General features: G+C 40.6%; 19 protein-coding genes. 3 read left to right on the top strand and 16 right to left on the bottom strand.

Annotation, left to right across the window (positions count from 1 at the left end; genetic code table 11):
• Positions 1-298: 298 nt before the first annotated feature.
• Positions 299-1,144 carry an HNH endonuclease signature motif containing protein gene (locus VEB00_10670; protein HYF83474.1) on the bottom strand — a complete coding sequence of 282 codons (846 nt, stop codon included), beginning with the start codon at positions 1,142-1,144 and terminating at the stop codon, positions 299-301.
• A 361-nt stretch (positions 1,145-1,505) separates the two neighbouring features.
• Entirely contained in the window at positions 1,506-2,018 is a 513-nt protein-coding gene (locus VEB00_10665; protein HYF83473.1) for a hypothetical protein, read from the bottom strand.
• A gap of 542 nt (positions 2,019-2,560) precedes the next feature.
• Here VEB00_10665 and VEB00_10660 point away from each other — a divergent pair.
• The 3 genes from VEB00_10660 (at position 2,561) to VEB00_10650 (ending at position 4,738) form a co-directional block, all read left to right on the top strand.
• The gene (locus VEB00_10660; GenBank protein ID HYF83472.1) at positions 2,561-3,304 is read left to right on the top strand and encodes a DUF3800 domain-containing protein; all 744 of its coding nucleotides are present in this window, start codon (positions 2,561-2,563) and stop codon (positions 3,302-3,304) included.
• A 626-nt stretch (positions 3,305-3,930) separates the two neighbouring features.
• Positions 3,931-4,188: a DUF5678 domain-containing protein gene (locus VEB00_10655; GenBank protein ID HYF83471.1), complete on the top strand. Its 258-nt coding sequence runs from the start codon at positions 3,931-3,933 to the stop codon at positions 4,186-4,188.
• A gap of 19 nt (positions 4,189-4,207) precedes the next feature.
• Positions 4,208-4,738, top strand: a complete 531-nt coding sequence (locus VEB00_10650) for an SEC-C metal-binding domain-containing protein (protein HYF83470.1) — start codon at positions 4,208-4,210, stop codon at positions 4,736-4,738.
• A 307-nt stretch (positions 4,739-5,045) separates the two neighbouring features.
• On the opposite strand, the gene VEB00_10645 is transcribed toward VEB00_10650, so the two are convergent.
• The 14 genes from VEB00_10645 to pheT form a co-directional block, all read right to left on the bottom strand.
• Positions 5,046-5,516, bottom strand: a complete 471-nt coding sequence (locus VEB00_10645; GenBank protein HYF83469.1) for a DUF523 domain-containing protein — start codon at positions 5,514-5,516, stop codon at positions 5,046-5,048.
• A gap of 13 nt (positions 5,517-5,529) precedes the next feature.
• On the bottom strand, positions 5,530-7,902 hold the full coding sequence (locus tag VEB00_10640; protein ID HYF83468.1) for an endonuclease MutS2: 2,373 nt from the start codon (positions 7,900-7,902) through the stop codon (positions 5,530-5,532).
• Positions 7,903-8,024: 122 nt separating this feature from the next.
• Positions 8,025-9,509 (bottom strand): ATP-binding protein, encoded by a 1,485-nt coding sequence (locus tag VEB00_10635; protein ID HYF83467.1) that lies wholly within the window; start codon positions 9,507-9,509, stop codon positions 8,025-8,027.
• Positions 9,506-10,195, bottom strand: a complete 690-nt coding sequence (locus tag VEB00_10630; protein ID HYF83466.1) for a response regulator transcription factor — start codon at positions 10,193-10,195, stop codon at positions 9,506-9,508. Before VEB00_10630 ends, VEB00_10635 begins: the two co-directional genes overlap by 4 nt.
• Positions 10,196-10,208: 13 nt before the next feature.
• Positions 10,209-12,689: a DUF3656 domain-containing protein gene (locus VEB00_10625; protein ID HYF83465.1), complete on the bottom strand. Its 2,481-nt coding sequence runs from the start codon at positions 12,687-12,689 to the stop codon at positions 10,209-10,211.
• A 30-nt stretch (positions 12,690-12,719) separates the two neighbouring features.
• Positions 12,720-13,289, bottom strand: coding sequence for a cell division protein ZapA (gene zapA / locus VEB00_10620; protein ID HYF83464.1), 570 nt, complete (start codon positions 13,287-13,289; stop codon positions 12,720-12,722).
• Between the two features lie 142 nt (positions 13,290-13,431).
• Positions 13,432-14,604 carry an ABC transporter permease gene (locus tag VEB00_10615; GenBank protein ID HYF83463.1) on the bottom strand — a complete coding sequence of 391 codons (1,173 nt, stop codon included), beginning with the start codon at positions 14,602-14,604 and terminating at the stop codon, positions 13,432-13,434.
• 1 nt (position 14,605) lies between these two features.
• Positions 14,606-15,337, bottom strand: coding sequence for an ATP-binding cassette domain-containing protein (locus VEB00_10610; protein ID HYF83462.1), 732 nt, complete (start codon positions 15,335-15,337; stop codon positions 14,606-14,608).
• Complete coding sequence (locus VEB00_10605) at positions 15,334-16,632, bottom strand: HlyD family efflux transporter periplasmic adaptor subunit (GenBank protein HYF83461.1); 1,299 nt, start codon at positions 16,630-16,632, stop codon at positions 15,334-15,336. The genes VEB00_10610 and VEB00_10605 overlap by 4 nt, the downstream gene beginning before the upstream one ends.
• Entirely contained in the window at positions 16,629-17,609 is a 981-nt protein-coding gene (locus VEB00_10600) for an ABC transporter ATP-binding protein (protein HYF83460.1), read from the bottom strand. The genes VEB00_10605 and VEB00_10600 overlap by 4 nt, the downstream gene beginning before the upstream one ends.
• On the bottom strand, positions 17,609-20,002 hold the full coding sequence (locus VEB00_10595) for a M28 family peptidase (GenBank protein ID HYF83459.1): 2,394 nt from the start codon (positions 20,000-20,002) through the stop codon (positions 17,609-17,611). The genes VEB00_10600 and VEB00_10595 overlap by 1 nt, the downstream gene beginning before the upstream one ends.
• Positions 19,999-20,916: an ABC transporter permease subunit gene (locus VEB00_10590; protein ID HYF83458.1), complete on the bottom strand. Its 918-nt coding sequence runs from the start codon at positions 20,914-20,916 to the stop codon at positions 19,999-20,001. The genes VEB00_10595 and VEB00_10590 overlap by 4 nt, the downstream gene beginning before the upstream one ends.
• A complete protein-coding gene (locus tag VEB00_10585) occupies positions 20,913-21,905 on the bottom strand; it encodes an ABC transporter ATP-binding protein (protein HYF83457.1) in 993 nt (330 codons plus the stop codon). The genes VEB00_10590 and VEB00_10585 overlap by 4 nt, the downstream gene beginning before the upstream one ends.
• A 230-nt stretch (positions 21,906-22,135) precedes the next feature.
• Positions 22,136-24,526: a phenylalanine--tRNA ligase subunit beta gene (gene pheT, locus VEB00_10580; protein ID HYF83456.1), complete on the bottom strand. Its 2,391-nt coding sequence runs from the start codon at positions 24,524-24,526 to the stop codon at positions 22,136-22,138.

Genomic DNA, 24,526 nt, shown 5'->3' with positions numbered 1-24,526 from the left:
AATCAAATGTACAAATTTCATATTACATTTCCTCCCTATTAAATTACTTAAATAACAAGAATCACGCTTTATAATAACTCCAACTTAGCAAACAATGTCATCTAGCGGTTTCGCACTCACGACGTCCCTGAACCGGACCCGCAAAACCCTGCCTCCTGGCGGAGCTCCGCTCCCAGTGAAGGGGTGTGGTTGCTGCCTTTACTCCAGAGCAATGGCATCGGCAACCCAAGGCACGCATGCTCCTTGCCCTTTCCTTACGTGCCGCAGCGTGAGTGCTTTGTTATACGAAGTCGCGAGTCTAAAACTCTTCTTTTATTGATTTAGCCCAAGCTAGTGATGCTTTAGAGTCACCAAGATACCGACTAATACCTTGAAGGGACATAAAGCCGCCAATCGGATTAGAAGTAGGTCCGATTATCAAACCTCCGTGGCAATTAGTTGAAGAGCAGCCACTAATTAAAGTGTTATTATTTGTTACTAAGATTTGATCACTATCTACTAATATTTCGACCCCGTTACATAGGAAACGTCCTTTATCTATAACTACTTTATTTGGTGGCTCATAAGTCATCCTAATCAGCATTTTTCTTGCCTTCTCACGAATTGTAAGTGTCTTTCCAACAATTTTAATATCCCATGGACTAATTGAATAAAACAGCTGATTGTTAACAATACGTAATACTAGCTGGTTATACTCATCGAATAAGTTTACATTTAATAATAAATGACCATCCTGTAAGATAAAAGCAATCAAAGGGATGCCATCTACTATGATAGGTATTGATTCCGTATAATCTCCAGACATTTTAGTTGTAAAGTAATTACCACCAATATGAACTTCACAAGAGTCTCCTTCAAAATGAAGTTGTAATGGTTTACTTATACCACTTTGTAAGTTGTGAGGTGCTTTATTTGCTTCAATAATCTTATCTCTTGGTAGAAGGCCAGATGTAGCCTCGCGATGGTGTAAATCGCATAAAAGAGTTATATCTTCTGCAACATGTTCGTGTACATTAGCCCACCCTTTTATATGATCATATTCATAAAGAGGGAATCCGCAAATAACACAACCAAAGCCACAACGTTGCCTAACCGTACGTTGTATTGACAAGGGTATGTTCCTATTATCACAAGTTACTTCCACACTTTTTACCTTCTTTCCTCCTGCGATTTCGTATAACGGTCCCGCACTCACGACGTCCCTGAACCGGACCCACAGAGCCTGTCCTCCTGGCGGTGGTGACACCCGGTGAAGGGATGTAAATCGAAACTTTAATAAGGAAACCTATTAATTAGCATTCCGTATCCCTTATAAAAATGCCACGTGAGTACATTGTTAGCTAATGGATAATGTCCCGCAACGCCTAGCTTAATAACCTTTGTATACCGCTGCCGGTACTCGGGACCTGTCATGTGTCGCTTATGTTAATATTGCCTCTCTTGAGTTCAAATCTCTCACAAACTCCGCATAGGAGATTGCACCTTATAAAAAGAAATGAATCACATTACTCTATTACTAACCCTTTGTATAGCCTTTTCATAAGAGCATTTGAGATTTCAATGGCTTCCTTCCTACTATTGCAAGGTGCTGAAATTAACCAACCCTTTCTAAGACTGAAACTATAGCCACCATTATGCGTTGGTTCAAGAATCTCAATGGTTAATTTTTCAAACTCATCACTTACATATATAGTTCCGTAGGACTTCAATTCACCCATTTTGTCTCTATTAAATTTTATTGGGTTGCAAGAAAACACTTTTTCTCCTACCTTTATAGTACCGAAAAATTCTACTTCTTTCACAAATAATTCTTTTACATATTTCCCTTTGATTTCGATATTAATTGTTTCTACATTTTGCGGATTGCCAGCCTGATATTTTATTCCATTGTACTTATATTCAATATGCTCTGGTTGGTTATATGATATATAAATCCATGTATATAGGCATAAGGCTACTACAAAAGTAGTTATAATAACTTTACCTGATAATAAGAAATCTATAGCATGCTTCTTCAATTTTGACCTCCTACCTAATATCTACTTTGTATGATTCTACTGGTAGACAATACTAAATAAGATTATTAGTCTAAACAAGAGTTATATTAATTGTTTTATTCAATAGTTAAATAATGCTGTTTTAAGAAAGATAGTTTATCCCAATAACTTTTTTTAAATAAACCTTTACGCAATATGAGAGTATTACTTCTTGCATAAGTCAATCTGCATTATCTGTCAGCTAACGTCTCCGCACTCACGACGTCCCTGAACCGGACACCAGAGCCTTTCCCACCTTGGCGGTGGTGACACCCGGTGAAGGGATGTAAAACCAACCATTATTAAGGAAACCTATTATTTAACTTACCGCATCCCTTATGCAAATGCCACGTGAGTGCATTGTTAGCCGACGTTTCCCTTGACGTTGGTTAGGAATGGCGCCATATGGATAATTATACCATATAATGCGGCATAAACATAACAAATTAAAAACCTACAAAACATTTTATATTGTGTCAAATTGTGGTAAAATTTAGGAAGTGCTTTGTAGGGGGGAATTGTATATGAGTAATTATTATTTATTTTTAGATGAATCAAAGCCATCAGGCAATCTGCAATATTTTTGTCTCGGTGGCTATATAATAGAGGAAAATGAATATGTTCAAAAGATGATTCCATTAGTAAATAGTCTAAAAAATGTAATTTTCAATAATACTACTGTAGTATTGCACGAATCGGAGATAAGAGATCCCGAAAAACCTCCATATGATATACTGAAAGATTTTGAAAAGAAAAAGGGATTCTGGAATGGGTTAAGAAATATTATTGATAGTTGCAATATAACTACGATAGGAGTTGGAATTAATCCTGTAGAATATAAAAAACTATATTGTGAGAAATATGCAAACAATGATTATTTTGTTGCTCTTCAGATTATTTTAGAAAACTTTGTCCATTTCTTGGAACATAATGAGGGTAAAGGCATAATATATATTGAATCAAGAACTCCTACAGATGATACTAGACTTGCTAGTCATTATCATACTATTGTAGCCAATGGGACATTATTTTTTAACAAGATTATTTTTCAAAAAAGACTGACTACAATTAACTTTTCCATGAAACAGGATGATAATGTAGGATTACAAATTGCAGATTTTATTCCTAATCCATTAAATAGAGCGTGTAGTTATAATTATGATATTAAAAAGCAGAAAAAACCTAATGTATTTGACTTAATAGATTCTAAACTTTATAATGGAAATTGTAACCTAAAAGAACGATTTGGTTTAAAAATAATTACATAATTGCTTGACATCCGGTTAAGATAAAGGTAATATTATATTGAAGTTATCGAAAAGATGACTTAAATATAGTATTTTGTGGATGAGCTACGTAAAGTTATTCATCCATATAAAAAGAAGACCTAAGCTGAAAAAGCATCAGGTCTTTTATATTTTAAGACCTTCTTAGTTGAAGGTCTTTTTTATTGTTAAAAACCATAAAAAATAAAAACTCCAACGCCATGCCCTAATATTATGTGGAGTCTGCGGGGAATACATGGGAGGGAAATGTCGGCTAACGTCTTTCCATTCACGACGTTTACCCCAAAGCCGAACCTACAGCAAAAATGTCCGTGAATGGATTGTTAGCCGACGTTCCCATAACGTTGGTTGGCAATAGCACTATATGGGTAATTATACCATATAATGTACTATAAATATAATATATATACTTACTACAAGATAGCTCTTTCTCATCAATTAGCTAGAGGAATTTTTTAGGTGTTCTTAGTACAATGAATGAAATACTTTTCATAACATATAATACTTTAAATGATAATAGTCGATATCTTATTTAAAGGTACTTTTCATTATATGTATTGACAATATGCTTTATATTGAATAGGATATAATTAGGAGGAGGTATTTACATGGAAAACCAAAAACTGTCTTTAGAAAAAGAGTTCCAGTATTATATTAAGAATTTGGATGAACTAATTAAAAAGTATGAGGACAAATATATTGTTATAAAGAACGGACAAGTACTAAATGCTTATGAGACTATAGATGACGCGATAATTGAAACAAAGAAAACAGAAGAATTAGGAACTTTCCTTGTTCAAAAATGTCAAGCTAATGAAGAGAGTTATACACAATCTTATCACTCACGAGTGCATTTTGTACATTAACTGATAAGGTAGGTAAATTATGCAAACTTCATCTTTCACCACTTATTCAAATGGTTTAGCAAATGTATTGATAAACCAAGTAGGAGTATCTGACCCTATTCAAAACCCAACGAATATAAATCAGTATAATGCGATTTGGGATACAGGTGCATCTGGTACAGTAATTACAAATAGGATAGTCCAGCAGTTAAATTTACTCCCTACAGGTATGGCAAGAGTATGTACAGCTAATGGAGATTGTAATGTTAACACCTATGTAATTGATTTGTGGTTGCCGAACAAAATATGTATACAAAGGCTTAGAGTAACTGAAGGGACTATTTCGTCTGCTGATTTACTAATTGGTATGGATGTTATGAATATGGGAGATTTTTCTGTTTCAAACTTTGGTGGAAAGACTATTTTTTCATTTAGAGTACCTTCTTGCGCTACTACTGATTATGTCGCACTTGGACAAGCCCAACAACCAAAACATGCAAATAAAATTGGTATGAATGACCCTTGCCCTTGCGGTAGTGGAAAAAAATATAAAAAATGCTGTCGTCCATAAAAAAATACTGATATAGAAAAAACTCTTGATTTAGGTCAGGAGTCTTTTTTATTACCAAAAATAAAAAATCCTACCCCATCGCCACACCCAGACAATGATGTGGAGGCTGAGGGGAATACTGGGGATGGAAATGTTGGCTAACTACCGCAACCACGACATTTGTCGTGAATGATGCCAATATGGTGGGATGGCCGACATGTGTCGTGAATCACTCCATATAGTGGTAATTCATATTATATTATACCATTATTTACTAAATTGGTAAAATACCTCAAATGCATTTGTACCATAAAAAAGAGACCTAAAATTACTTCAGGTCTCTCAGCTTTTCTTCAAAATCAATATCTGTCACTACTTCGATTCCATTATCTAAGAGCAACTGTGCAGTTACGCCGCTTCCCTCTTTATGCTTTCCGCTGAAGCTGCCGTCGTAGATGGTTCTACAGCCGCAGGAGGGACTGTTGGCTTTCAAAATAGCTTTAGTACAGCCATACAGCTTTGCCAGGTTCAGCGTTTCCTGTGCGCCCTTTATAAACTGTTCGGTTAAATCCTCACCTATGTTGTTCTTTACTCTTGCATGTCCTGCCAGCACTTCAGAGCCACCACCTGCATCGATCTCGCAGGGCTTTCTTGGTGTCGTCAGGCCTCCAAGCTGTTCAGGACATACAGGTATGAGAGTGTGCTCTTTCATAAGCTCCAGCACTTTGGAGGTAAGGTTGTTTCCCCCGCTGTATTTGCAGTTTGTGCCTAGTAAGCATGCACTTACAAGTATGTTCATATAATCACTTCCGTTACTTTATTTCCACTATTGTGGCGCCAATGCCACCTTCACCGTAGCCGCCGCTCCTGTAGGATTTCACATGGGAATGCCTTTTGAGCAGCTGCATTATTCCTGCTCGAAGGACCCCTGTGCCCTTCCCGTGTATTATTGTTACTTGGGGCACGCTGCCGAGGTATGCGTCATCAAGGTATTTATCGACATTCATAAGAGCTTCATCCAGGGTCTGTCCTCTCAAGTCTATTTGAGAAGCAACATCCCTTGCTTTCGCTGAGCTTACCTTAGTGTTGCCGCTTCTTTTCGGCTTTTCCTTCTCTTCTTCCACTGCTTTTAGGTTATTTATATTTACGTTTACTTTCATTATACCTGCCTGTACAGTCAGGTTGCCATCCTCATCCGGAAGTGTGAGAACGCTTCCTTTCTGGTCAAGGTTGACTATCTTTACAGACATGCCTATTTTTATATCCTTAGGAGGTGCGCTGCTGGTCTTCTTAAATAACGTTTCTCCCATTTTGTCTTCCAGCTCATCTTCCCTCTGCCTGACCTTAAGCCTCGCTTTTTCTATCATTGCGGTCTTTTCTTCATTTTCCTTCTGTATTGCTTCACGAAGCTCCTTTATTAGCTCCTCAGTTTCCTCTTTTGATCTTCGCACTATTTCAAGGGCTTCCCTTTGGGCATCCCTTATAATCTTCTCTTTCTGGGCTTCTAGCTTGTCAAGCTTATTATCCATTTCTCCTTTAGCCTTTTGAAGTTCGAATCTCAACCTGGCAGCGGTATCCCTTTCCTCTTCGGCTTTCCGCTTATCATCCTCAAGGCTTTTTATCAAATCCTCAAACTGGACATCATCCTGAGATATGAATTCCTTTGCTCTCTTGATGATTCCATCAGGAAGTCCAAGCTTTCTGGATATTTCAAAGGCATTTGATTTCCCTGGTACGCCAATAAGCAGCCGATAAGTAGGCCTTAGAGTTGCTATGTCGAATTCAACACTGGCATTGCAGATTCCTTCGGTTGTAAGTGCATATATCTTAAGTTCACTGTAATGAGTGGTAGCAGCAGTCCTTATATCCTTTTTATGCAGCAGCTCCAGTATTGACATTGCCAAAGCAGCACCCTCCGTGGGGTCTGTGCCGGCGCCCAACTCGTCAAACAGCACCAGAGAACTGGGAGTCACATTCTTAAGTATGGACACTATGTTTGTCATATGGGATGAAAAGGTGCTTAGGCTCTGCTCTATGCTCTGTTCATCCCCTATATCTGCAAATACCTCGTCAAAAATAGCCACTTCACTGTAATCACTGGCGGGAATATGAAGCCCCGACTGGGCCATAAGAGACAAAAGTCCTATGGTCTTTAACGTGACTGTCTTTCCTCCCGTGTTCGGTCCTGTGATAACCAGAGTATTGAAGGTCTCACCTACATATATATCAATAGGCACTACTATATCCGGCTTCAAGAGAGGATGTCTAGCCTTCTTGATGTTTACCCTGCCCTCTGCATTGACACTGGGTTCAGTGCATCTTAGCTCCAATGCAAATTTAGCTTTGGCAAATATGAAGTCCAGTGTAGCCAATATCTCCATATTAATCTTTATGCTGTCATACTTCTCATCTATCAATGCAGTAAGTTCTCTTAAAATGCGCTCGATTTCATTTTCTTCATCCAGCTTCAGCTTCTTTACATCATTGTTCATTTCCACGATTGCCATTGGCTCTATGAATAGTGTCGCACCACTTGCCGACTGGTCATGGACAATTCCCGGTATGTTAGTTCTGAATTCCTGCTTTACCGGTATTACATGACGGTCCCCCCTCACGGTAATAATGGGGTCCTGCAGGTATTTCTGATAAGCGGGAGAGGAAATCATATGGTTCAGCTTTTCCCGCATGGCTGCTGTTCTTTCCTTGACCTTTCTCCTTATGCTGTTCAGCAGCGGGCTTGCATTGTCTGATATCTCCTCTTCGCTTATGATTGCGCTTCCTATTCTGTCTTCTATGTTTTTATAGGGTGACAAAGTCTCAATATAGTACTCGATTATAGGAAAGCTTTCCTCTCTTCTGTCCTCATTCATGAAGGACTTGAGTCTCCTGGCCGCTCTTAAGGTATCTGCCACCTTCAGAAGCTCCCCTGGATCCAAGGCAGCTCCCAGCTTGACCTTTTTTAGAGGCACCCTTATATCCTGGACTCCCCCAATGGGAATGTTCCCTTTTTTAAGTAGCAGGTTAACAGCCTCTGTGGTCTCCTGAAGAAGCTCCTTTACCTCATTTAGGTCGCTTGAGGGCTTCAAATCCGAGGCTATATCTCTTCCCATTCCAGAAACTGTACTCTCACATAACATATCTATTATCTTATTATATTCAAGAACTCTTAGTGCTTTCTCGTTCAATTTATTCACCTCAAATTTCTACGGACAATAGTCGATGGACAATAGGCGATGGGTTTAAGCATCCCTACGAAGCCTAGCCTTGGTATGCCACGCGTAACGCGTAACTTGAAACGCGAAACTGTTTAAAATTCATTATAACTGGGGAGATAAAAGCAGAACTCTGAGCCTTCCCCAAATACACTGTTGACAGTTATTTCACAGCCATGGGCGTTTATAATGTTCTTTACTATTGCCAGCCCAAGACCTGTGCTGTTCTCTGACTTGTGCTTGTCAACGGTGTAGAATCTATCCCAGATAAAGGGCAGATCCTCCTCCGGTATCCCTTCCCCAAAATCTCTTACGCACACATAAATACTCTCATTTTGTCTGTATGCGCTTATCAAAATGTTTCCGTAATCATAAGAATGCTTGGTTGCATTATTAATCAGATTTATGAGCACCTGTTTTATTCTATTATCATCTCCGAAACAAGTAAGTACATCCTCTGACATATTTATAAATTTAATAGTTATATTTCTTTTGGACGCATAGGGTAAAAGCTTATCTATGGTCCTTCTTATCATTGCTTCCATGCTGAAGGGCACCAGCTTAAGCTGTATAAAGCCCGCTTCAATCTGGGACAACTGCAATATCTCATCTACCATTGTTTTAAGCCTTACCGTCTCATCCATTATTATACCAAGATACTTCTTCTTGTCTTCTTCTGATTCAACAAGGTCATCCAGCAGCACCTCAGAGTAACCCTGAAGATAGCTTAAAGGCGTTCTGATCTCGTGGGACACATTGGCTATAAATTCCCTTCTTATCTGTTCAACACGTGAAAGCTGCTTCGCCAGGTTGTTAATGGTGATTCCAAGCTCCTTTATCTCTCTGCTGGAACGCAGGTCTATCTTTGTATCGTAATTGCCCTTGGAAATCTCCAGTGCAGCATTGTTGATAAGCTTTAGCGGTGTAGAAAAGCTCTGAGACAGGAAGTATGACAGTGCAGAAGCAATCACAATTGCACCGATAAAAATATATAGGAACTGCTTTCTTATGGCATCTACAGTAGTCTGCATCTGCTCAAGAGTGGTTATAATATAAACCGCTCCAATGATTTCAGGTGTTTTATATCTTTCCTCAACATAGCTTTCATTGAACCTCCGCCTATCCCCCTGTGGAAAGCCCAAGTTCTGCCTTATCGGAATCCCAACCATAAGGGTATCAAGCTCTTTTGACCTTGCGGAGCTTGGATTCCTGATCATCTTGTTTTTTTCATGAACAGTCTCACCATTGAGGATCTTGCCAATGTGCTTAAACCCAAAAAGATAACCCGTCTTGTACTCGTTTGTACCTTCCACATAGGTAATCTTTCGATTTCTATCAGTAACGATTATTATATCATTTACCCTTCTCATTACGCCATTATAGGGAATTGTGAAATTATATTGACCCCTTGCTATATACTTTGACAATAGGTTACAATCCTTTTCAAGCTGCTTCGCTTCCTGATCATAATAAAAGTCATATAGAAACTCAGTCTGAAATACCAACGTCAGAACAAGAAGTGCCATTGTCATAGCAATAATTGCAGCCCACAGCTTAAAGGAAATCCCATAGCTTCTCATTTTGGCACCTCTAGCTTATATCCAACCCCCCACATGGTGCTTATATAGCTGCTATAATCACCAAGCTTCTCCCTCAGCTTCTTGACATGAGTGTCCACTGTTCTGGGATCTCCGTACTGCTCATAACCCCAAACCTTCAGAAGCAGCTGCTCTCTGGTAAAAACGATCTTGGGGTTGGTGGCTAAGAAATACAGTAATTCATATTCCTTATTAGTAAGAATGATCTGCTTTTCATTGACCGTTACTTCTCTTGAAAGCCTGTTGATCATAATATCTCCAACTTGAAAATAAGAAGCCGAGTCGCTGCTCTTTATCTCCGACCTTCTGAGTAAGGCTTTCACCCTTGCTATCAGCTCTTTAGGACTGAAGGGTTTGACTATATAATCGTCAGCACCCAGCTCAAAGCCAAAGAGCTTGTCGAATTCCTCACCTCTTGCAGTCAGGAGTATTATAGGAATATTAGACATTCTTCTTATTTCCCTGCACACAGTCCAGCCATCAATTTCAGGAAGCATGATATCCAGTATCACAATGTCCACCTGATTGGTCTTGAAAAGATTCAATCCTTGCTTACCGTCAATAGCCTCTATTGTTTCAAAATTTTCTTTTTTGAAAGATATCTTTATTAGCTCTCTCATCTTTTCTTCATCTTCAACCAGCAACACTCTAACACTGCTTTCCATCATTAACCCCTCCTTATCAATCAACACCCCTATAAAAATGCCCTTTTGTAAATCCCTTGTCTTTTATTTTCTCTATAATCAATCTGTCGTTTTCATCAATATTCTTATAGTTTCTGAACAACTTCATAATATTACTTATCTCATCGGGACTTTCAAAATAAAAATCAGCCCTCAGCTTCGTTAAGCCGCTGCCTAGTACGTCTCCCAACTCCTCTGCTAAAAGTAGAGCATTGGAATTCAGAAGTTGTGTCCTGCAGGAGCCAAGCTTGATTATTCTGAATATCTTGCCCTTCTCGTCTATTATACCATAATCAGAGTTAATGCAACCTCCCGCATCGCTGCAGCTGCCTCCTTGCTGTATAGATACGGGACAGTATTCCGTGGTCATAACCGGCATATATCCGTACACCACAGCCTCCAGGGGGAACTTACAGGCAGAGCTTATTGTTCGTATCTGGGGCAGGTTCAACTCAGGCGACAACCCTACAGCTTCTGCACCGTCACGGTATAAATGGCTTGCAGACACAGAATTGAATACGTTGAAGCTATAGTTGACTCTTACCCTGTCAATTCCCAGTTGCCTGGCAAGCTCGAATTGTCCAGAAGCCGAAATGACAAGACCGAAATTCTCGTGTCCAATCTTTTTTGTAATTTTCACAAGTCTGCTTTGGATTTGCTTGAGCTCCCTTTCCCTTGCAACGTTGGGGAGCACGTAAAACAAGCTTTTCCCCATGCTCTTACATAGCTCAGCAAGCTTAATGGAATCAGCAGTGATATCTCCCTCGTAAGCATCACTTAAAAGATATACAGTGTCTGCGCCCCCATTCATCACAGCACTAATAGCAGCAGCCTGATTCCTGACCCCCGCTATAAATTCCACTGAAGTATCCTTGCTAACTTCATTATCAGATATCATACTATCTACTAAGGCCGCGGCATCCAATTGAAGTATTGGACGGTCATGCTTTTGTGATCGTTTCTGGGATAGCAGCCTCAGTACCTCTCTGCGCATGCGGTTTATTTGTCTTGCAGGTATATAGCAATTGTTTTCTATCTCAGCCTCTGTAACCTTTATCAAATAAGGCGTATCACCTGTTTTTCCAAGCTGCTCCATCACTTTTTCAGTTGAAGTGGCGGATTTCTGGGCTGGCTCTATCTTTTCCTCATCGGTATAACTTACTGAATTTCCAACCTTATCTGCTGCCATTATCACAGGAAACTGTCCGGCTTTCATAACAATCCTGCAATCTAATGTAATTTTTCTTGTGTTTTCCGGTGCATACTCTTCTCTTGCCTTCTTATTTAGCGCACTGTCCAGGTTCTTGCTTACCTGGGAACCGGCTTCAACCCTGTCTCTAATGAATATTTCTGCAGTATCGCCCGTAAAGGCACTTTTAACATTTTCCCCATTAACCCTGATGCCGCTTATTATTGTTCCCGTGCTTCTGCCCTCTTGTGGTACTATCTCGATTCCATCACCATCATTCAAAAAACCTTCTTCAATGTAAATAGAAGCTATATCACCCTTCTGTTTAAGTACCTTCCCCAATCTCACGCCTCTATTGTCAGGCCTCTCTATACTTACAATATCACTATTTCGTTTACCGAATAGATATCCTTCAGTAAACTCCCTGTTAAATGCACTTGTGAGCTCATATTCTGCTTCCTTAGCTTTGCCTCCGCCTTTTTTTAGAATGCTGTCCAAAGCTGTTCTGTAATGCTTTACTACTATTGCTACATATTCAGCTTTTTTCATTCTTCCTTCTATCTTAAGAGATGTCACCCCTGATTCCACCAGTTCTTCAAGCCTATTGTAAGTATTGAGGTCCCTGGTACTCATAATGTGTTTGTCTTGGTTCTCAGATTCTACTTTACCTGTTTTAAAGTTGTAGAAGGAATATTTCTTCCTGCAGGGCTGAGCACATCTTCCTCGGTTTCCGCTCCTGCCTCCGATAAGGCTGCTCATAAGACATTGACCTGAATAACTTACGCAAAGAGCCCCATGGATGAATATTTCAGTCTCCACCCCTGTGCTCTCAGCTATATGCGTCACTTCCTCAAGGGGCAATTCCCTCGCCAGCACTATCCTTTTTGCGCCTAAGTCAGAATAGTATTTGACTCCTTCAGCATTGTGCACAGTCATTTGAGTGCTGCAATGTATATTCAGGTCGGGAAAGGCGCTTGCAGCCAGTTTCAATAGTGCAAGATCCTGTACTATTATTGCATCAATACCTATCTGATATAAGTAGTTTACATAGTCCAGTGCTTCAACAAGCTCACGGTCTGACAGCAAAATATTAATGGTGACAAACACTTTGACACCCCTAATATGAGCATAGCTAACAGCCTTGGCAAGGGTTTCCCCGTCAAAGTTGTCAGCATAAGCTCTCGCACTAAATTTATTCCCGCCCAAATAAACAGCATCAGCACCACTTTCAACAGCAGCAGCTAATGCTTCGAAATTTCCGGCAGGCGCTAGAAGTTCTATTTTATTCATTAAGTTCACTTCCTAGGTAAATAATTTATACTATATATTATTTACCCTATTGTTCCTATTTTTATCTATTCTTTTTACTTTTGTATCATCAAGTTCTTTCCTCGTCTTCAAAAGCTCTATCTGACTTTCGAAAAGCTTATTCTGCACATCGTTCATTGTCTCTCTTGAGACATCCAGCTCACACCTTAAGTCCTTGAGCTCTTCCTGCGCCTTAGCCCACTCCCGGCTTATCTTCCCCAGTTCAATCTGCGATCTGGTATGCTCACTCTGCATCTTGGTGTATTGCTCCTTTATTGCCTCCGATTCCTGTTTCAGCTCATTTAGCTCCTCAAAGGGTCTCTGCATTTCTCCTTGAATGTTCTCCAGCTTCTCTGAAACTTCTGCATGCTCCTCCTGTGACTTGTAAAGGGCATCCGCCAGATTCAAGGCAGTAAGCACCGCAACCATAGTTGAGTTATACCTGAAATTGCTCTTGGCGATTTCATTCATTATTGCATCTACTCTATTTGCAAGCTCCAGCACATATTCTTCTGATTTTTCAGCAAGCATCACATATTCAGTGCCAAAAATGCTAACTCCTATCTTCTTCTTCTCGGTCATATATTACAACTCCTTTTGGGTTGAAAATTTATCGCATGTATATCCGTATATTATTCTTCAAAAAATGCAAATTTTCCTTCATTTTTTACCATACGCATAAAATAATTGTAATATAAGCGCATATGCCCTGTATAAGCACTTCTTACTCACCCCAAATAGCTTCCGAAGCATCAACCTGCTTTATCCTTGAAGCCGGATACAGACTGCTTATTATACCCACAAGTACCGAAGCCGCTATTGTTATAAAAATTGACAGCAGTGTAAACCTCGCACGGATGTTTATAAAGCTCCCTATAAAGCTTCCTGTCAGTATTCCCAATATCAACCCCAACGCGCCGCAGCTATGACAAATAACTAGGGTTCTATATACAATATCATACTGAAGCTCTTTTATTCCCGAGCCGTAAAACTTGTATAGTCCTATCTCCTTTTTTCTTTCCTGTATATTGAGGAGCATTGCATACATTACCCCAATCCCACCGGATATTAGCCCTACTATTGCTATAATCACAGCGAATACGAGATACTTGTCTGTAAACTCTGCCACTTCCGGCAGCTGCTTATATTCATTAATATCGTACATACCCACAACCCCATGCTCTTTCTCAAGCAGGTGGCTGAGCTTAGCGGCAGCTTCTTCTTTATGCAGATTATCCTTCACCAATGCAACCAGCTTTTCTACGCTGTATTCAAAAGAAACATCCTCGGGTACGCTGTCCGGAATAAAGCACATGCCCGGAATCTTATCATCAAACATTGTTTCAATGTTCTTATTAAAGTTCCTGAAAACTCCTGCAATTATGAACTCAACCTTTTTTCCGTTTACCTGAAGGTCCAGCTTCTGTCCAATTATATCAGTCGTGCCATAGAGCTCCAATGCAGTAAGCTCATCAATAGCTGCAATTTTGCTTGCATGACGCACATCCTGCTCATTAATAAAACTACCCTTAAGCATTTCAAGGTTGGCATACTGCTGGTACTTTTCATTCACTGCAAATGTGCGGGCACTGACCGCAGCCTTATAGGACTTTAGCTGTGCTTCCAGACTAAGTACCGGGATACTGCCCTCAACTTCGGGCATCTTATCAGTGAGCAGCCTTACATCCTCCTTAAGCAGATATTCCTGTGAGTCAAGTCCTCTATCCTTAAGCTCTACGTCATAAACCTTAACTCCATTGCGCCAAAAGCTGTCATTCAATACAGACGTCCCACCCTCTGCAATCCCAAAAATCACCATTGCTGCAGCTAAACCTATGATTATTCCTGCTGCTGATATCAAATATCTTGCAGTCCTCTTAAGCATTAATACTTTCATATCAAGCCTCCCTCCTTACAAGGGAAAGCTTTTGGACTTCCTTATCCTCAGATATCCTGCCGTCCTGAAAGGAAATCAGCCTGAATCTGTTCGAGGCTTTCAATTCTGTATTCTCAGTAATGAGCATAATAGCAATGCCTTCACTGTTCAGCCTTAGCAAATGCTCCATGAGTTCCTTCTCTTCTTTGCTGTTAAGATTTGCTGCAGGTTCGTCTGCAATTATCATCAGCGGGCTGTTCACAACTGCTCTTGCGAGTGAAACCAGCTGCTTCTGATAATCGGTCAGCTCAGATACCTTTTTCTCAGCAATTGACTCGATGTCAAAGCGTTTTAATGTCTTCTGCAGCCTGTCCCTTTTCTCCGCCTGTGATATATTCAAGCCCTGCAGTAGTACTTCTATATTCTGAGCTGCTGTCAATCTGGCAATAAGGTTGAAATCCCTGAATAGATAGCCCAGCTTAAGCTTCCTTATGTCATCCAATATGCCTTCTTTTGCTAAAGCGATATCCTCATAATCAAAGTAGTACTTTCCCACAGTGGGTCTCTCAAGGCACCCCATAAGGTTAACAAATACATTTTTCTGAAGCCCTCTTAAGCCTTCGATTATAACAAACTCTCCCTGCACTATCTTTATATCAACTTCCCTAACCGCTACCTTCATCTCATTTCCCAGCTTATAGGATTTACTCAGCTTCTCTGTTCTGATAAGTACTCTGGATTCATTAAGAATCATTTTGACTCATACCTCCAACCCCAGATCTTCATTGAACTCTTTTCCTGCATTTCCTCCGGGGGATTCACCACATACCTGTCGCCCTGAATGATTCCTTCAGTGATTTCAACCTCAAAGCTTGTTTCTATACCTGTGCCTACAGGCCTTCTTTGTGCCACATTATCCTTAACGAAATAAATGTACTTCTTCCCGTCATTGTCCTGTACAATAGACTCAAAATCGACTACAACTGCTTCATCCTTTATGTAGAGGTTAATTTTCACCTCTACATCGTATCCTATTTTTATCCTCTCGTCGGGGTTATCTATGCTTATTTTGACATTTACCTTTGAACCATTTCCCCCGCTTATCGAAGTCAGGGCTACATCATCAACATCAACTACAGTGCCCGCATACTCTTTTTCATCCAAACCCTTGACCTTTATACCAGCCTTCATTCCCTCTTTTATATACAAGGCCTCCTGCTGCTTAAGCTGAATATTAACCATTTGCTTTGACATGTCATATATAAGTATTTGAGAGTTATCATCGGTCGGATATTGATCCGTCTCAACCTCCAGCTTTACTATCTTCCCGTCTATATTAGCCCTTGTGTCTGCATCCACCTTTGATTTCAGATTGCTTATATTCTGCTGTATAAGGCTTATGTTGCTCCCAAGCTTAAAAACCTGCTCATCCTTATCCAAGTCAAAATTAGCAAGACTCTGGCTGGCCCTGTTCATTTCCATAGCCTTCAGAGTCATTCTGTTCTCTTGGTCTCTGACATTTTTCTGTGACTCCACATACTGACTCCTTGATATTGCACCATTTTCAAAAAGCAGTTTGTCAGCCGCCAGTGAATTCTGTGCAGACTCCAGTCCAGCCGACCCATCTGCATATGCAATTTCCGCTTGTTTAAAAGAGTACTCCACATCTTTCTTGTCAGTCTTCCCATTCTTCAATACTTTTGACAGCTCTCTTTCTGCCAGCTTCAGGTTTATCTCCTCAACGCTCAGCTTATACTGGTTATCAGAGCTATCCAGCTTTAAGACCAGGTCTCCCTTTTTTATCTCCTGACCGACCGCAGCAAATACCTCTAACACCTTCTGGTTGGAATCAAGGTTTATTATCTGCTTTTTATTAGGCTCTACAACACCTTCCACAGTAACCGTCTGCACCAGATTCTTCTTGTGCGCCGTGCTTATAACAATTTTCCTGTGCTTTGATGGCACAGCTGCAATGATGGTCGTTATACTTATTATTGATATCAAAAGAATTATTCCCAGCAGCAAGCCTAACTTTTTCTTGACTTTCATCGTGCCTCTCCTCCCTTCATATATAGCCAACACCTTACCTTATGTCCATCTTCAATTTCTATAAGCTCCGCCAGCTCTTTGCTGCATATATCCATTGCCCTGCTGCACCTGTTGCTGAACCTGCAGCCCCTTGGATATTGGGAGGGATGCGGCACATAGCCGGGTATTGCATTCAATTTGTCTACCTTTATGTCAATCCTCGGAATGCACTCCATCAAGCCTACTGTATATGGATGCATCGGATTTCTGAAAAGGCTGACCACAGTCGCTTCCTCCATAACTTTTCCACAGTACATCACGATGACCCTGTCAGCATTCTCCGCTACTATCCCCAGATCGTGGGTGATAAGCAGCATTGACATGTTCAGCTTATTCTTCATGGATCTTAGAAGCTCCATTATTTCAGCCTGAATAGTTACATCCAGTGCGGTGGTCGGTTCATCGGCTATAAGTACATCAGGATTGCATGCTATTGCTATGGCAATCATTATCCTTTGCCGCATGCCTCCGCTGAATTTTGCCGGCAGTTCATTGTATCTCAACCTGGCCTCAGGAATGCTTACAAAGTTCATAAGCTCTATAGCTCGCTCCTTGGATTCCATTTTTGATGAGGCTTTATGAATAGTAATTGCTTCTCTTATCTGTTCTCCTACCGGTATTACCGGATTCAGCGAGGTCATGGGCTCCTGGTAAACCATGGAGATTCTATCTCCCCGAATCATTGTCATTTGCTTTTCTGTCAGCTGCAGGAGGTTTTTGTTATCAAACATTATCTCCCCATTTACAATCTTTCCTGGGGGGTTTATCAGACGCATGGCAGAAAGAACAGTTACACTTTTTCCGCTGCCCGATTCACCGACGATTGCAAGGGTTTCATTTCTGTCGAGGCTGAAGGTTACTCCGTCAACTGCTTTTATCTCTTGCCTATCCATCATGAAATAGGTTTTCAAATCCTTAATCTCAAACAAGCTGCCCATTATCTTATACCCCCGCACACTATATCATAAACTGTATCAACAATCATTTGTCCCGGACCTTTGAGCTTTCCCCTGTCTATGTTATCCAGATTATCATTTGCCGTCTTTATGTCCTCTTCTATTCCCTCGCTATCAATAATAATAGAGTTTATATCCGATTCTAGCGTGTACTGTGTAATTGGAGAACCAATTTTTCCATATATCACCTTTACTTCATTTCTTCTTGCATGCTTCTTTAAAGCTTTTATATATTTCTGCGCAAGGTACTCTTTAGGAAGGGTATTGGTAGTATCTATAATAACTTTATCGGATTGTTCGAAGCCAAAGTTTTTAAGATCTACATAAAAGGCTTTCTTGTACTCCTCTTTAAAATACTTCTCCAGGAAGATCATGCAGCCACTGTCTCTGGTCAGTGTGCCATCCCAGAAAGCAAATATCACTGTCCGCTCAGGCCTTTTCTTACTGCTGCCGATTACACGGGCAATCTCCAGTTCAAGGGCGGTGCCACCTGCTTCCATTGAGGATGGATACTTGATATTCTCGTCATCACCCACTGAATCAAAGCTGCTGCCCACAAATATGATTTCATCCTTCAGACTTTTATCAGAACCGGGAATATAACCTACCACGCTTGTACTCTTGGGATTATTGAAAAGCTCACACTCTATGTTCAATGTTATCTTGGAATTAGCCTTCCTGAGAAGTTCATCGCCTTTGTCAGAGGACAGCGAGATATTGAGCGTCGCTTTGTCATTTGCTGCATTGCGGTCAACAGTCTCCTTTTTTATTACCTTCTCACTTTCCCAATCAGAAATGTATATAAGAGCCTGTGGTTTCACAATATTATTGATTACTCCCACAAACCTTTTAAAGGCAATACCGTCAAGTCCTCTGACATCTGCGAGCAGCACCTTGTTTCGCAGATGGTCGAATGCATTCCGACTGTACATATAGAGACCTACTTCCTTCGGAGTAACGTATGTTAACTCATAAGTGCCGTTTATATTTGCAGGAGTGGTAATGAAATAATCCTTCCTGAATTCAAGGGCAGCAGATCCTGAAGCCTCTCCAACTACTGTCATCGTCGAGTTCTTGACATTAAAGGCCGTCTCCATGTCAAATTCATGGAAGTAATTGCCGTCAAAGGGCTGAATCCCATACCCTTTCAATTTATCCGCTATATAATTTGCTATAATCTCATTTTTTCCGCTTCCCGCTTTTCTCCCCTCATATTCAGGCTTGGACAGCTCGCTTATTGTGCTGAAAGCATTTACTGTATTGAACTTATATAAGCTGCCTCCTTGAGGGAAGAATGCTATAACAAGTATTACAGTGTAGAATAGCAGCTTTCTTCTTACACTTCTCCTGTAGGTATCAATATGTCTGATTTCATATATAAGTTTTATAGGGGAAAGAAAACCGGGTATTCCTCTGATCCAGCTTATTATCCTTGAGCTTCTCTTGTCAAACTCCAGCCTCAATCCTTCTCCGAGAAGGTTAAAGCCTATTATGCTAACAGAAAAGGCCGCCGCTGGATAAAGCACAAGCCAGTACTTCCCAGTCGATATAAACCATTGAGATGCCATCAAAAGTGATGCCCAGTCTATTTCAAAGGGCATGCGGTAATCCCCATCCCCGTTGACAATTCCTCCGCTCACGATGAGTCCAAACACGCCTATCTGCGATAATATCAGCAATGCCTGTGCAATCTCGAGGAAAAACAGCACAACAATAGTGGGTATCAAATGTGGTATTATGTTTTGAAGAGCAATCTCCAGCCTGTTCTTACCTATCGCTATCTCACCCTCAATAAAATCCTGGCTGAGTATTCCCTCCACTTTCTCTTTAAGGAGATTCGAAAGCCTGCTCCATCCAAAGATTATAAGTATATATGCCACTATACTTGTAGGCTCCTTGAAAACATCCGCTACAAGCTTTATTCGCGTGAAAAGCAGTGTGAATATTATCAGAGGAAATGCACTGAACATTATGCTGAACTGTCGCATAACCCATACAGCCAGTTTATTTCTATATCCCGCCAATATTGCAAGGGGAAGCGATATCAGAAGCCTTCCGAAAGCGATAAATATGGCAGTAAGAAGTGTAAGCCTGCAGCCGTAAAATATTAAGCTTCTCATATCTCGTCCATATACATCAGTACCCCATGGATATTCTGCGCAGGGCTCAACCGGAGGACTGAAAAGGTTTATTTTGCCGTCTATGAATACAAATTCCTGTCTCTCCTTTCCATAAGGATCAGAGGGGGTAAAAATTTCAGGATAAATGCTGAACATTATCAGAGCAGCAATGATTGCAATGCCAATTATCAGGGGAATGTTCAGCTTCTTTATATTAAACCTAGACATTGCCATGCCAGCAATTAATTTCTTCATATGCTTTCCTCCTTAAGAGGCTTGACAATCAACCATTTAAGCATGTTAAAGGTCGCATCAAGAATAAAATAAATTATTCCAATTAAGATAATATTTGCTATTACCCCGTCTCTATCATTATGGGAGTAAAAATTAAGAAGCGATTGTGTCAAGCCGGGATAAGAAAAAAGCTTTTCCACCATAAGAAGATTGCCAATTATAATCGAAGTGATAGTAGGAAAACTGTCTATTATAGACGGTATTGCATTTCTCATAACATGATTCCAGAGAACCCTGTAGCTTGAGCAGCCCTTCCCTACTGCAACCTTGATAAAATCCTGCTGATAGCAGTTATCTATTGCCATCGAGGTTATTCTTGCTATGTAGCAGGCAGGAAGTATCGAAAGAGCTATTATCGGAAGCAGCACGTGATTTATCGAACCACCGCCCCCTACCTTGAATATCTCTATACCGTGATTGTTCAGAAATACTGCAAGACGCTGCAGAAGTGCTATAACCAATATGTCAGGGAGGGAAATGGGTATAATTGTGCCCAGTACTTTAAGGCTGGACTCACTTGTACTACCCCTTTTACTGTCAATTATGCCCTTTGAAACACCAAGAAGTACTGCAAGTATTATTCCGCCAGCCAAAAGAAATACAGAATTCTTCATTATACTTGTGACCAGATAGTTCAAAGACCTTTCATCCTTGCCTGTCCTACCCAAATCAAGCTTTAATAACGAAATGAACTTTTCATTTGTGTCTTTGATTATTAAAACTCCGATATGTGAGGGCGTCGCCTTCCCATTTTCAAATGTAATGGTAAAGTCTGTTGGTATAGTGCATAACAGCACTGTAACATAGACAAATATTAGAAAAATGAGAACAGATAGTAATACTTTCTTTGAAGCAAACTTAAATCTATTTATCAAGCTAACACCCCCTTGAAGTCATTATCTGAATCAATCAAGTGGCATGATACCTTATGATTTTCGTTTATATTCTGTATGAATGGTTTTTTCTCACTGCAAATCCTCATAGCATACCTGCATCTGGGGTGGAAGCTGCAGCCGCTTGGTGGTGAGACCGGACTTGGTATTTCCCCTTCCAACACTTCTTTCTCTTTATGGCTGAAGGGATCAGGTATTGGCGCAGATGAAAGCAGCGCCTTTGTATAAGGATGCACCGGGTTGTTGAATATTTCCTCTACGCTTCCCAACTCAACGATTTTCCCAAGATACATGACCCCTACCTTGTTGGAAACATGTCTTATGACATTTAGTCCATGGGCTATGAAAAGATAGGATACCTTAAGCTCCTTTTGAAGGTCGTCTAAAAGATTGAGGATCTGAGATTGGACTGATACGTCCAGAGCAGAAACAGGCTCATCACATATAATGAACTTGGGCTTCGTAGCTATTGCTCTTGCAATTCCGATTCTCTGACGCTGCCCGCCGCTGAACTCGTGTGGGAATTTCTTTGCGTCCTTTTCGCTTAAGCCTACCAAATTCAGGAGTCTCTTTACCTCTTTGTCGTAATCATATTTGAATACTATTTTATGTATGCTCAAGGGCTCAGAAAGGATATCCTCGATTATCATCTTTGGATCCAAGGCTGAATATGGGTTCTGAAAGACAACCTGAATGTCCTTCCTTATGCCCCTCAGCTCCTTTTCCGAAATATCGTTTATATTTTTGCCCTCAAGATATATCTCCCCGGTCGTAGGCTTTATAAGTCTTAGAATCAGCCTTCCTGTGGTAGATTTTCCGCACCCGCTTTCACCCACAAGTCCGAGAGTCTCCCCCTCCAGTATGTCAAAGGACACACCGTCTACTGCTTTTACATAGTTCTTATTAAGCCCTTTAGTTGAGGTGATTTCAAAGTGCTTAACCAAATCCCTTACTTCTATGATTTTATTCAAGCCAACCTACCCCCGCTTCCCAAACAAATCGCAGAAATCTACTGTACCTTATTGCGCATTATTTATATATTATCAGAAAATATTGAACTTTCATTGGATAATTGTGAATATTTTATGAACATTTAGTGAAATATCAGTGAAAAAGTCAACAAAAACCCCGTCAGTTTCCTGACGAGGTCTTAATCTTTAATGAAATGTAGGGGCGAACAGTGTTCGCCCTATAGTTATTCTTACTGTCTAAGTGCTGCTCCCACCTGATTTATAAGTGAGTTCACTATTTTGTTGTGAACCTTTGCGATATCCTCTTCTGACAGTGTCTTTTCGTCAGACCTGTATACTATTGAGTACGCCATGCTCTTGTAGCCTTCCTCAATCTGGCTGCCCCTGTATATGTCAAATAGCTTGACCTCTTCAATTAGCTTGCCGCCTTTGTTTCTGATAATCTCCTCTACTTGCCCAGCTGTGATCTCTTCAGTCACAACTACTGCGATATCTCTTGCAACTGATGGATACTTAGGCAGAGACCTGTATTTTATATTCATATCACTCTGCTTTAGTATTTCCTCAAAATTAAGCTCGGCAATATACACCACAACCGGTATATCATAGTTATCCAGCACATCAGGATGAACTTCGCCCAAGCAGCCTACCCTCTTGTTGTTTATCAGAAGCTCTGCTGTCCTTCCCGGATGCATGCTGTCATTATTGGAGGACAATATCCTGTATTTATATATGTTCAGTTCTTCCAATAGATTCTCCACAACACCCTTCATGTCGAAGAAATCCACATTTCCATACATTCCAATGGTAAGCGTTTCTTTCTCCTCTGCAAGTCCCTCTAAAGGCAGTACTTCAGACAGATACACCTTTGCAAGTTCAAAGAACTGCCCTTCAGCTATCTTCTTGTTGTAGTTCCTTGATATTACCTCCAGCATATTAGGTATCATTGTGGTTCTCATTATGCTCTGATCTTCCCCAAGGGGGTTAGTGAGCTTTATGGCATTCCTCAGTGGATTCTCTGCTTTAAGGTTTATTTTATTATATACCCCTGGGCTGACAAAGGAATATGTCAATACTTCGTATAGTCCTTGCGCAACCATGTTGGTCTTTACCATATCTCTTATATTCTGCCTGTAGTTCTTTCCTCCCTGTGTGAAGGTGGTATCCATCAGGTCTGTAGGTATCTTATCATACCCGTAAAGCCTTGCGATTTCTTCTATCAAGTCTACATCTACATTAACATCGTCTCTGAAAGTAGGTACTGTTATCTCCAGGTCTTCTTTAACTTCTACCTTGAATTCAAGTGAGGTGAGATACTTCACTATCATTTCTCCGGTTATATCCTGGGCTCCTATGAAGTCCCTGACCTTCTTGACATTGAGGTTCAGTTTTCGAGCTTTTCTGGGAACAGGGTACAGATCAATCTTTCCGCCGACAACTTCTCCTGCACCTATCTGCTCAACCAGACTGCATGCTCTGTCCAGTGCAATTGTGGCAAGCTCGGTATCTATACCTTTTTCATATCTCGAAGATGCCTCAGTCCTTAGCCCCAGCTTCTTGGATGTCATTCTTATATTGACTGGAGCAAAGTTCGCACATTCAAATATTACTGCATTAGTATCATTTTTTATTTCACTGCCATAACCGCCCATAACTCCTGCAATTCCAGTAGGTTTAGTTGCGTCTGCTATGACAAGCATTGACTCGTCAAGTTTTCGTTCTACTTCATCAAGAGTTTTAATGGTTTCTCCCGGCATTGCATTCCTTACAATGATTTTTTTATCTTCCAAATCCCTGTAGTCGAAAGCGTGCATGGGCTGACCAAGCTCCAGCATTACATAGTTAGTTATATCAACTATGTTGCTTATTGGCCTGACACCTGCTTTTATCAGTCTTTCCTGCATCCAAGCGGGCGAATCCTTAATGATGATATTCTTGACCATTCTGGCTGAATATCTTGGGCATAGTTCACTGTTTTTCACCTGTATGTCAATATAGTCCTTTATGTTTTCTGCATTTTCCTTAAAGCCTGTTTCCGGGTATTTCATCACGCGCTCAAAGGTTGCTGCCGTTTCCCTGGCTATGCCTATGATGCTCAGACAATCCGGTCTGTTGTTTGTTATTTCAAATTCTATCACAGTGTCATTAAGTCCCAGTATGTCCTTTATATCTGCACCGAGAGGATATTCCTTGTCCAGTATATATATTCCATCCAGCAGCTCCTCAGGCAGATTGTCAAGCTCTAAAGCCAACTCCTGGGCTGAGCACATCATTCCGTTTGATTCTATGCCCCTAAGCTTTCCTTTTTTTATCTTAACTCCGCCAGGCAGGGTTGAACCGTTCTTGGCTATGGGAATATAATCCCCTTCCTTTATATTATCAGCCCCTGTTACAATCTGTATAACCTCTGTTCCGACATCACACTGCGCAACAGTCAGCTTGTCAGCATCCGGATGCTTCTCAGTCTTCAGAATTTTTCCTACGACAACATTGTCGATTTCCTTTCCAAGCTCTTCAATTCTCTCAACCTTTGACCCCGACATTGTCATTGCATCTGCATAGCCTTTGGAGTCAATCTTTATATCAACATAGTCCTTTAACCACTTAATAGGTACCAGCAT

The organism is Clostridia bacterium, from assembly GCA_035628995.1.
Taxonomy (GTDB): domain Bacteria; phylum Bacillota; class Clostridia; order Lutisporales; family Lutisporaceae; genus BRH-c25.
This window is presented reverse-complemented; position numbering and strand designations above follow the sequence as displayed.

Coding starts and splice junctions, on each gene's coding strand:
- VEB00_10635 (HYF83467.1), bottom strand. CDS start 9,509: ATGAGAAGCTATGGGATTTCCTTTAAGCTGTGGGCTGCAATTATTGCT.
- VEB00_10600 (HYF83460.1), bottom strand. CDS start 17,609: ATGGGCAGCTTGTTTGAGATTAAGGATTTGAAAACCTATTTCATGATG.
- VEB00_10660 (HYF83472.1), top strand. CDS start 2,561: ATGAGTAATTATTATTTATTTTTAGATGAATCAAAGCCATCAGGCAAT.
- VEB00_10645 (HYF83469.1), bottom strand. CDS start 5,516: ATGAACATACTTGTAAGTGCATGCTTACTAGGCACAAACTGCAAATAC.
- VEB00_10595 (HYF83459.1), bottom strand. CDS start 20,002: ATGAAGAAATTAATTGCTGGCATGGCAATGTCTAGGTTTAATATAAAG.
- VEB00_10615 (HYF83463.1), bottom strand. CDS start 14,604: ATGAAAGTATTAATGCTTAAGAGGACTGCAAGATATTTGATATCAGCA.
- VEB00_10625 (HYF83465.1), bottom strand. CDS start 12,689: ATGAATAAAATAGAACTTCTAGCGCCTGCCGGAAATTTCGAAGCATTA.
- VEB00_10655 (HYF83471.1), top strand. CDS start 3,931: ATGGAAAACCAAAAACTGTCTTTAGAAAAAGAGTTCCAGTATTATATT.
- VEB00_10605 (HYF83461.1), bottom strand. CDS start 16,632: ATGAAAGTCAAGAAAAAGTTAGGCTTGCTGCTGGGAATAATTCTTTTG.
- VEB00_10610 (HYF83462.1), bottom strand. CDS start 15,337: ATGATTCTTAATGAATCCAGAGTACTTATCAGAACAGAGAAGCTGAGT.
- zapA (HYF83464.1), bottom strand. CDS start 13,289: ATGACCGAGAAGAAGAAGATAGGAGTTAGCATTTTTGGCACTGAATAT.
- VEB00_10650 (HYF83470.1), top strand. CDS start 4,208: ATGCAAACTTCATCTTTCACCACTTATTCAAATGGTTTAGCAAATGTA.
- pheT (HYF83456.1), bottom strand. CDS start 24,526: ATGCTGGTACCTATTAAGTGGTTAAAGGACTATGTTGATATAAAGATT.
- VEB00_10630 (HYF83466.1), bottom strand. CDS start 10,195: ATGATGGAAAGCAGTGTTAGAGTGTTGCTGGTTGAAGATGAAGAAAAG.